This is a genomic window from Paenibacillus sp. FSL K6-1558 (genome assembly GCF_038002565.1).
GTDB lineage: Bacteria > Bacillota > Bacilli > Paenibacillales > Paenibacillaceae > Paenibacillus > Paenibacillus polysaccharolyticus.
Genome location: NZ_JBBOCV010000001.1, coordinates 1,884,425 through 1,894,447, shown reverse-complemented (window position 1 = coordinate 1,894,447; position 10,023 = coordinate 1,884,425). Strand labels below are relative to the sequence as shown.

Genomic DNA, 10,023 nt, shown 5'->3' with positions numbered 1-10,023 from the left:
GATCAATAGGAAGTGAGGTTAGGTATGCATAATCAGCTCATTGCAATCATTGGCGCAGGCGTTATGGGATGTGCTACAGCACTGGATGTTGCCAGAGCGGGGTATCGGGTCATTTTGCAGGATCATTCAGAGTCCGTGATCCTTCAGGCACCTGATGTCATACGTCGTGAATACCGTTCAGCCTGTTTCTTGAAACAAGGATACGGTGAGGTCCCGCTCGATATCATCATGGATCGAATTTCGTTCCAAATACAGGACGAAGGTGTGGAAGAGGCTAACGTCATTATTGAAAATGTGACCGAAAATATAGAGTCCAAAAAGGAAGTTTATGCGCGTTTGAGTCAAAAGGCCCGTCCAGATGCTCTTTACGCGTTGAATACAAGCTGTATTTCAGTAACCAAGCTGGCCTCCTTTTTACCTGATCCAAGACGCGCCATAGGTGTACATCTGATGAATCCGGTTCCGGTTAAATCGATGGTGGAGGTGATCAAAGGGCATCATACAACACCTGAGACAGAGCAAGAGATGGTAGCGTTTCTGGAGTCTCTCGGCAAAAATCCGGTCGTCATCGAGGATCTGCCGGGTTTTGTATCGAACCGACTCTCGCATTTGTTAATGAATGAAGCAGCCTTTATTGTGCAGGATGGTATCGCTACAGCTGAGCAGGTCGATGCCATTATGAAAAAGGGGTTTAGTTATCAGATGGGCCCGCTGGAAACAGCAGATCTGATCGGTCTCGATACCGTTGTGCATTCGCTTAAAGTGCTGTACGACAGTTATCAGGACCCCAAATTCCGCTGTTGTCCGCTATTGCAGAAAATGGTGGATGCTGGACACTGGGGACGCAAGACGGGGCAAGGGTTCTATGCCTATTAACGAAAGGGAGGCATGACCATGGAGAGGTTGAAGGATATCAAATGTGTCGTATGGGATCTGGATCACACGATCTGGGATGGAGTCTTACTTGAATCCGGAGATGTGAAGCTAAGGGCGCGCATAAAGGAGGTGATTGAACAATTAGACCGCCGCGGAATACTGCACTCCATTGCCAGTAAAAATGACGCAGAGCTGGCTTGGGCCAAACTTACCGAATTGGGCATTGCCGAGTATTTTTTATACCCCGAGATTCATTGGGATGCGAAGTCCATATCCATTCAGCGTATTCAGCAGAACATCAATATCGGAATGGATGCCATCTTGTTTGTGGACGACCAGCCTTTTGAACTGGAGGAAGTGAAAAGTGTACATGCGGATGTTCAGGTTCTTCATGCAGATCACTATGAGACGATGCTGAATGATCCGAGACTGATGCCTCGCTTTATTACAGCAGACTCTTCCCGCAGAAGACAGATGTATCAGGCAGATACACTTCGAAAGCAGGCGGAAGAACAGTATGAAGGTCCTTCGGAGAAGTTTCTGGCTTCACTTGGTATGAAGTTTACGATCTATGAAGCGACAGAGGATGATCTTCAGCGAGCGGAAGAACTCACGGTTCGTACCAATCAGTTGAATGCTACAGGGATCACTTACAGTTATGAGGAACTACATCAGTTGATGACTTCACAGGATTACTTGCTATTGGTGTGTGAACTTGAAGACAAGTACGGAACATATGGAAAGATCGGGCTCGCGCTTATTCATAAGCAGCCGGATATATGGAGACTGAACATGTTGCTGATGTCATGCCGCGTCATGTCAAGGGGGGCAGGAAGTGTATTGCTCACTTATATTATGCGTGAAGCGAGGCAACAGGGTAAGCAGATGCTTGCTGATTTCAGAGAAACCGGGAGAAACCGGATGATGAATATCAGCTATCGTTTTGCTGGTTTTACACAGCTGTCTGCAGATCCTGACGGAAAGATCGTCTTTTCGCATGATCTGAAGCAGGTTGTGGAGTTTCCGGACTATATTGAAGTTTGTGTGCCTGAAAGACAACATCAATAACAAGGGGGAAGAGCAGTGGATTATCGTCAGGAAATTCGAGAGTTTATTGGAAACAATCTTACCATGGAACATGAGGACGCTCAAATTAGCGACAACGACAACTATTTTGAAATGAGATTTGTCAACTCACTCTTTGCGATGCGTTTAGTGGATTTTGTAGAGCGCAGATTCCAGATTGAGATCGGAAATGATGATCTGGACTTGGCCAATTTCAGTACCATTAACCGTTTGCATGATCTCATTGAGAGAAAGCTTGCTGCCAAGGAGGTGGCACGATGATAACAGCCAATCAGTCATCTGTTCGTCCAGTGTCTAGCCCGGCAGCCAGTCCTTCCAATAAGTATATGTACCTGTTTCTGGCGATGTCCTTCGGTACTTGTTATGGTATTGCCAGCTTGTTCATGTTCTTTCCTGATTTTATTGTACCAATCACTGGTGAACTGCATCTGATGCATCCGTTAGCTATCGTTGCTCTGTACTCTCCTTCCATTGCCGGATTGATTACATGTTATTTAATGGGTGGCAAAGACGCGCTGAAAGGCATGTTCTTGAAGCTGGTTCCGCGAAAAAAAGATCTGTTCTGGATTCCTGTAATTATCGGTATTTCCATCGTATTTGCTTCATCGATGCATTTTGGCTCCCTGCTATTCGGCATACCGGTCCCCGATCTGACATATAGTGTACCGGAAATGATCTGGCTTGGCATTTTGAACTTGTTCAAGGAGACGGGGCTCATCGGCGGTTTATTTGGCTGGATTGGATTCTTACTTCCCTTCTTGCAAGGCAAGTTGAAAAACAATGTAACAAGTGGTCTGATTACAGGATTCCTGTTTGGACTATGGGTGCTTCCGGGTTATCTGATTTCATCTTTTGGCACCTCAACCACATACATATACTACGTGGTGCAGCTTATGGCGTTTATCGTATTTCAGAGCTACATCTTCAATGCTACCAGAGGTACGCTGTTATTTTACCTTTTGGCTTTCTGGCTTGTTGCTACAGGAAGTCAGATCGATCTGTATTACTTCAATCCGCAAGTACAGATCATGCAATTTTTCTTTTTCGTAACCTCGGCAATTATCATTCATATCGTCTTTAAACGCAAAAAAGTTGACACAACGCTCCAGACATTTCCTGCATATGTTCTAGACGCGAAATAAGCAATTAACGGTGGTGATGGAGTGATGGCAGAGACTTATCTTGAACGACTGCAGAAGGGCAGGGGGAACAGGCAGGTGATCTGTTTTCCTTATCTGGGTGGACACTCTCGGAGTTTTTATCCTTTAGTATCTCACCTTCCGGATACGGAAATATGGGCATTTACACCTCCCGGTCACGGGATGAATTCGGAAGAGCCTCTGGAACATATGCAACAACTTGTAGAGCTTTATACGAACGAACTGTTGCCTATAATTAAATCTGGCGCAACCTTGTTTGGGCACAGCTTGGGCGGAATTACAGCTTATTATGTTGCTCAGCGGTTACAACAGGAGCTTCCAGATGTAGCAAAGACATTGCGTCTTGTATTATCTGCCTGCAATACGCCTGCTGAATGTGGATTGAACCGTTATGACCAGATGTCTGATGAGCATCTGATTGATCACCTTTTTTCCTATGACGGTCTACCTAAAGAGCTCATCCACGAAAAAGAACTTTTGCAGTATTTCATGCCTGTAATTCGGGCAGATTTTCGCATGCTGGAATCCGCAGCGACACTTGAATGTCAGCCGCTTTCAGTGCCAGTGCTGTTTCTGTGGGGAGAACGGGACAATGCCGTTCCCCTTCAGTCAGCGCTCAAATGGGAACGATATTTTGATGTACCGATGAAGCTTCAGACCATTCGAGAGGGGACACATATGTTCATCATGCACCACCCTTCAACAGTGGCGCATTATCTGACAAGCTTTATGACTCCAGAAGTAGAACGACTGAACATAGTAGATAGATGAGAGGAGCCATGTTAGTTTATGCTGCTGAGAATGCTGAGAAACGACTTAATGAGGAAAAAAGGAATTACGGCTGCGCTGTTTATTTTTGTCCTGCTCGCTGCTTTGCTGGTATCTTCCGGTTCTCGAATGATCATGGAACTGACGAGTTCCATTCAGTATTTGTTCTCTGAATCGAAGACACCTCATTTTGTGCAAATGCACTCTGGAGATCTGGATCAGGCCAAAGTGAACACATGGGCTGAAGGAAATGCAATGGTTGAGCAACATCAGATTGTCGAGATGGTTAACATCAATGGAGCCAACCTTTATCTTGGTACAGAGTCCGAGAAAAATACCGTCATGGATATTGACTTTGTTACACAAAATCAGCAATTCGACTATTTACTGAATCTGAATAGTGAGATTATCCAAGTTCGTGATGGCGAGATTGCTGTACCTGTGTATTATTTACAGCAAAATAAATTAAATATCGGTGACCAGGTTCGGATCAATAATGGGGCTTTTGAGCGTTCATACACCATTGTTGATTTTGTGCGTGATGCACAGATGAATCCATCTGTTGTGCACTCGAAGCGTTTTATCGTAAGCCCGGATGATCTGGGGCAATTGAAGCAAGGGGTCGGAGAGATGGAATATCTCATTGAGTTCCGACTGCATGATCCTGCCAAAACAAGTGAGTTCACCCAAGCCTATCAAAATGCAGGGCTTCCTAACGCTGGCCCGGTGGTGACCTATGGTTTGTTCCAGATTCTCAATGGGATGACAGACGGAATTATTGCAGCCGTTATTATTTTGGTCAGTCTGGTGCTGATTCTGATTGCGATGCTGTGTATTCGTTTTACCATGCTTGCCACTATTGAGGAAGATTACCGCGAGATCAGCGTCATGAAAGCCATTGGTATCTCAGAGAAAGATATCAAGCGGCTCTATTTGGTCAAATATGTGTTTATGGCGGGTTTGGCTTCCATCTTGGGTTACATCGCTTCCCTCGGAGTGAACCAGCTTTTTGTATCTAATATTATGCTGTATATGGGGAAAGCACCGGCTACATTACTGCATTTCGCCGTGCCTCTACTCGCAGCAGGTTTGATTTTCACCATGGTTGTTCTATTCTGCCGCGCTGTGCTTCGTCGTTTTCGTTCGATCTCTGCTGTGGAGGCCCTTCGCACTGGAAGTTTGGGGGATACACAGATCGTTCGCAACCGTTTAAACCTGTCACGTAATCGCTGGTCTTCCGTGCCTGTTTTCCTTGGGTTAAAAGACGTGATGCAGCGTGTCAAAATGTTCCGTTTGTTATTATTCGTATTCATCGTCAGCTCATTTATTATGATCGTACCGCTTAACTTTTTGAACACACTTCAGGCTCCAAGCTTCATATCTTATATGGGTGTAGGGCAAAGTGATATTCGAATTGATCTTAGGCATACGAATGATGTAGAGCAGCGTTATGCTCGTTTGGTGAATCAAATTGAAAACGATGCAGATGTTCAAAAATATTCACCTCTCGTAACAAGCCAGTTCAAGATTCGTAATGCAGAAGGTAGCTACGATAATCTGAGCGTGGAGAGCGGAGATTTCAGTATATTTCCTTTGTCTTATCTAAGTGGAAATGCCCCAGCAACAGATCGTGAGATTGCTCTCTCGGATGCAAACAGCAATGATCTCAAACTTAAAACGGGGGATCAGCTGACCTTGCAAGTGGGCGGTCAAGACCAAGTGATGACGGTCAGCGGCATTTATCAGGATGTGACGAATGGCGGAAAAACAGCAAAGGCGCTTTTGCCATACAACAAAGATAGTGTGCTCTGGTATGTAGTCAGCTTGGATCTGAAAGACCGCGGTGTGATGGCTGCCAAAATTGCAACATACGAGAAAGATTTCTCGCCAGCGCGTGTAACGGATCTTCAAGGATACTTGAATCAAACGCTTGGTGGTACGATTCAGCAATTAAAGCTGGTGACCACACTTGCACTGGCCATCGGAGTATTCATTTCTATTTTGATTACCTCACTGTTCCTGCAGATGATGGTTGCCAAAGATAACAACGATATTGCTGTATTGCGAAGCATCGGCTTTGCGTTATCCAAGATCAAATTGAAGTATGTCGTCATGTCACTGGTCATCCTCATTGTAGGTGTAGCCGCAGGCACAATCTTATCCAATACACTGGGTCCAATGCTGGTGAGTGGCATTATGTCCTCTTTTGGTGCTTCAAAGATTGTATTTGTAATTGATCCGGTGCAGGCGTATGTACTCTGTCCATTGCTGCTGGCAGGAACGATCATTATTACAGCCTGGATCAGCATTCAGTCGATTCGGGAAACTAGCATTTCGAAAATGATAGTGGAATAGGGAGGCATAACGAAGATGACAACAATACTAGAAGCTAGAGATGTGAATAAATCCGTAGCGATTGGCGAGAATGAAGAACAGCGCATTCTGAAAGATATTAATCTGCAACTCAAAAAAGGAGAGTTTGTCTCCATTATGGGCCCATCCGGTTCGGGTAAATCGACCCTGCTCTATAACATCAGTGGCATGGATCAAATCAGTGCAGGCAGTGTGTTTTTCAACGGTAAACAAATATCGGCTTTCCCGGAGAAAGATTTGGCGAGTCTACGCTTGACCAAAATGGGTTTTATTTTCCAGAACATTCATCTGCTCAAAAATTTAAATCTGCTCGACAACATCATCCTTTCTGCTTATCTGGCCAAAAACAGCAACCGGGACACGATTAACAACCGTGCAATGTCATTAATGAAAAAAATGGGAATCGACGAACTGGCTGAGCATAACATTACCCAAGCTTCAGGGGGACAACTGCAACGGATTGCGATATGCCGGGCTTTGATCAACAATCCGGATATTTTGTTCGGAGATGAACCTACTGGAGCGCTGAATTCAAAATCAACACATGAGATCATGGACATTCTTGGAGATATTAATGCCACAGGAACAACGATTTTGCTCGTTACACATGATGTTAAAGTTGCAGCCCGCTCGGAACGAGTACTGTTTATGATGGACGGCAATCTGGTTGCAGACAAAAACATCGGAAAGTATGACCGGGACAAACAGGATTTGAAGGCGAGAGAAAGTCGGTTAGGACAATGGTTGACGGAAATGGGGTTCTAAACTTAGAGCTTCATGACTAGAATAGACCGACAGTCGGTCGAGAGGTAATGGAGGACAGAATATGAGATTGATGAAAAATCCGGAGGAACGCAGAAATGAAATTTTGGATGCAGCCGAAATTCTGTTCGTGACCAAAGGGTATACCAAAGCAACGATTATGGATATCCTTCAGGCTTGTGATATTGCCAAAGGCACATTCTATTACTACTTCCAGTCCAAAGAGGAGGTTATGCATGCCATCGTTATGCGTTTTATTATGAGCGGCGAAGCTGCGGCGAGGCGTGTCGTGGCAGATCCCGAGCTCAACGCGCATGATAAAATTTTCCGCATCATTATGACCCAGAATCAGCCTGATGATCGCAAGCTTGGCGTGATCGAGCAACTGCACAGCGTGCAAAATGTAGAAATGCATCAAAAAAGTCTGGTTGAAACGGTTCTCCGTCTCAGTCCCATTCTGGCAGAAGTCGTAGAACAGGGCATTCAGGAGGGGGTATTTCATACCCCTGCTCCTCAGGAGAGCATTGAGTTTTTACTTGTTTCCTCGCAGTTTTTGCTGGATCAGGGCATTTTTCATTGGCAGGAAGAAGAGTTTCAGAAGAAGGTTAGAGCTTTCAGTCAGATTATGGAACGGGTTCTGGGTGCTGAACATGGAAGTTTTGCCTATGTAACGGAATTATATTTCCCACATCAAGCTTAACAAGTAAAGGAGTCGTAACCATGGAACAAACTGCTCACAAATCATTTGGTAAATTTCTGATTGTCTGGTTTGGTCAATTGATCTCGATGATTGGTATCGGACTGACCGCGTTCTCTCTGGGGGTATATGCCTTCGAAAAAACAAATACGGCAACCAGCGTTGCGCTGATTACGCTATTTACGTTTTTGCCCAACATCTTGCTTCGCCCGATCGGAGGGGTGATGGCTGACCGATTTGACCGCCGTACGATGATGATTATTGGTGACCTTGGCTCTGCGGCTGGTCTGGTCTTTATTCTGTCGATCATGCTCACGGGTGATATCCAGTTATGGCATATCTATGTGGGTGTGGCGTTCAGCTCGGTGTTCTCGGCGCTGCAAAGTCCGGCATATAAAGCGTCAGCAACTGACTTGCTGGATAAGGATCAGTTCTCCAAGGGCAGTGGCCTAGTGCAACTTGCTGAATCTTCCAAGTTTTTGTTTTCACCGATTATCGCAGGTATTCTGCTTAGCGTGACAACGATTGAAGTTATTATGATCATTAACATTGCGACGTTCCTGGTTGCCATTCTGGCCGTACTCGTTATTCGCAAGAGCATGAAGGTGGAGCGAGAGGAAAAGGACGATCGCAACTGGATGACCGATATTCAGGAAGGCTGGAGAGAGGTTGTCACCAACAAAGGTGTGTTGCTACTCGTTATTATCATTTCTCTGGTTACCTTCTATCTCGGGTTCCTGGAAACACTCATTGGCCCAATGTTGCTCTCATTCACCGATGCCAAAACACTCGGAACGTTTCAGTCCGTTAGTGCGATCGGTATGCTGATCAGCAGCTTGTGCATCGGTATTTTCACCATGACGAAGAAATATGCGAGTGTGCTGGTTGCAGGTTTGGTCATGTGTGGTCTGGCGTTCTCCTTACTGGGTGTATCGACGAACATTTACTTTATTATCTTTGCGGGTTTTCTGTTCCTGTCCTCCCTACCATTTGTTAATATGAGTGCAGATGTGTTGGTGCGGAACAATATTGCCAATGAAAAGCAAGGCAGAGTGTGGGGGATTATCGGTATCCTGTCCCAGCTTGGTTTCATTATCGCGTACAGTTTGGCTGGATTTCTGGCGGACCATGTGTTTAACCCACTGCTAGTGGAGGGGGGAGCGCTGGCATCCTCCGTGGGTCAGATCATTGGAACCGGACCTGGCAGAGGCATAGCGTTGCTGTTTATCATTGCGGGCCTGTTCGTTATTCTGATTGCGATTATCACGTCACGTTTGAAAATGATCAAATCACTGGAGCAGAGCAGTGATATCGCTTCACCTCCCGATGTGGGCGGTCTTGCGCATGATTAATACATTTATAGTGTTGTAGGAAGCAAGATAGCCCTCCGTCTGATCCGTGTATACCGTTCTTAACCTTAAACGGCGTACAGTTGGTTCAGACGAGGGCTTTTTTATATAAAAGCTACAATCCGGTCTAACCTTTCACTGCACCGGAAGTCAGACCTCCTACAATATACTTTTGCCCGATGAGGAATACGATCAGAACTGGCAGCGAGGTGAGTACGATATCGGCGCTGACTAGATTCCATTTGGCGCTGAATTGTCCGAAAAAATTGTAAACCGCCAGCGTCATTGGCCACATCTCTACGGTGTTCAGCATATAGAGCGGCGCAGTGAACTCATTCCAGACACTCAGAAAATTCAGAACAAATACGGTAACCAGCACCGAGGTTAACAAAGGTACAATGATTCGAAGAAACAGCTTGATTCCATTGCAACCATCCATAATTGCAGCTTCATCCAGCTCTTTCGGAATGTTGCCCACAAACGCATACGTGATGAACAGGGAGATGGGAATGCCCATGGCGGTATAGAGCAGAATCATGCCTGCGTGGGAGTTGATCATCCCGAGTGATTTCATCACTTCCATGAGCGGAATATAGTTTAGTGGCAGTGTGATGCCCAGAATCAGAAAAAAGTATAAAAACTTGCTCAGTTTCGAATGATTGCGGGATAACGTGAACGCAGAGAATGCCACGACAAACACCAGCAGCAGAGATGACACGCCCGAGTGCAGCAGACTGTTAAAAAAGGAACCTCCCAAGTGTCCTTGCTCATAGACGATTTTATAATTTTCAAACATAAATTTCTCGGGAAGCGTAAGCCTCAGTACCTTGGCTTCGGCGTCTGACTTGAATGAATTCAATAGGATAACGGCAAATGGAATCAGTACAACCAGACTTAATAGCCAAGCGAGTACATTTAACGTCAGAGAGATAATCTTTTTTCGAAACCGCAT

General features: G+C 45.3%; 10 protein-coding genes. 9 read left to right on the top strand and 1 reads right to left on the bottom strand.

Annotated elements, in window-relative coordinates; genetic code table 11:
* Positions 1–24: 24 nt before the first annotated feature.
* The 9 genes from MHI38_RS08175 to MHI38_RS08135 all read left to right on the top strand — a co-directional run bounded on the left by MHI38_RS08175 (position 25) and on the right by MHI38_RS08135 (position 9,074).
* The gene (locus MHI38_RS08175) at positions 25–876 is read left to right on the top strand and encodes a 3-hydroxyacyl-CoA dehydrogenase family protein (RefSeq protein WP_090914987.1); all 852 of its coding nucleotides are present in this window, start codon (positions 25–27) and stop codon (positions 874–876) included.
* Between the two features lie 18 nt (positions 877–894).
* On the top strand, positions 895–1,944 hold the full coding sequence (locus MHI38_RS08170) for an HAD-IIIC family phosphatase (RefSeq protein ID WP_154887949.1): 1,050 nt from the start codon (positions 895–897) through the stop codon (positions 1,942–1,944).
* 15 nt (positions 1,945–1,959) lie between these two features.
* Positions 1,960–2,223 (top strand): acyl carrier protein, encoded by a 264-nt coding sequence (locus MHI38_RS08165; RefSeq protein WP_090914983.1) that lies wholly within the window; start codon positions 1,960–1,962, stop codon positions 2,221–2,223.
* The gene (locus tag MHI38_RS08160; protein ID WP_186811628.1) at positions 2,220–3,104 is read left to right on the top strand and encodes a hypothetical protein; all 885 of its coding nucleotides are present in this window, start codon (positions 2,220–2,222) and stop codon (positions 3,102–3,104) included. The genes MHI38_RS08165 and MHI38_RS08160 overlap by 4 nt, the downstream gene beginning before the upstream one ends.
* 24 nt (positions 3,105–3,128) lie before the next feature.
* Positions 3,129–3,893 (top strand): thioesterase II family protein, encoded by a 765-nt coding sequence (locus MHI38_RS08155; protein WP_341181142.1) that lies wholly within the window; start codon positions 3,129–3,131, stop codon positions 3,891–3,893.
* 18 nt (positions 3,894–3,911) lie between these two features.
* Positions 3,912–6,245 (top strand): ABC transporter permease, encoded by a 2,334-nt coding sequence (locus MHI38_RS08150; protein WP_341181141.1) that lies wholly within the window; start codon positions 3,912–3,914, stop codon positions 6,243–6,245.
* Positions 6,246–6,260: 15 nt separating this feature from the next.
* Positions 6,261–7,028, top strand: coding sequence for an ABC transporter ATP-binding protein (locus MHI38_RS08145; protein WP_090914977.1), 768 nt, complete (start codon positions 6,261–6,263; stop codon positions 7,026–7,028).
* A 61-nt stretch (positions 7,029–7,089) separates the two neighbouring features.
* Entirely contained in the window at positions 7,090–7,725 is a 636-nt protein-coding gene (locus tag MHI38_RS08140) for a TetR family transcriptional regulator (protein ID WP_154887955.1), read from the top strand.
* Positions 7,726–7,745: 20 nt separating this feature from the next.
* A complete protein-coding gene (locus tag MHI38_RS08135) occupies positions 7,746–9,074 on the top strand; it encodes an MFS transporter (protein WP_154887957.1) in 1,329 nt (442 codons plus the stop codon).
* 124 nt (positions 9,075–9,198) lie between these two features.
* Here MHI38_RS08135 and MHI38_RS08130 read toward each other — a convergent pair whose 3' ends face one another.
* A complete protein-coding gene (locus MHI38_RS08130) occupies positions 9,199–10,023 on the bottom strand; it encodes a carbohydrate ABC transporter permease (protein WP_090914971.1) in 825 nt (274 codons plus the stop codon).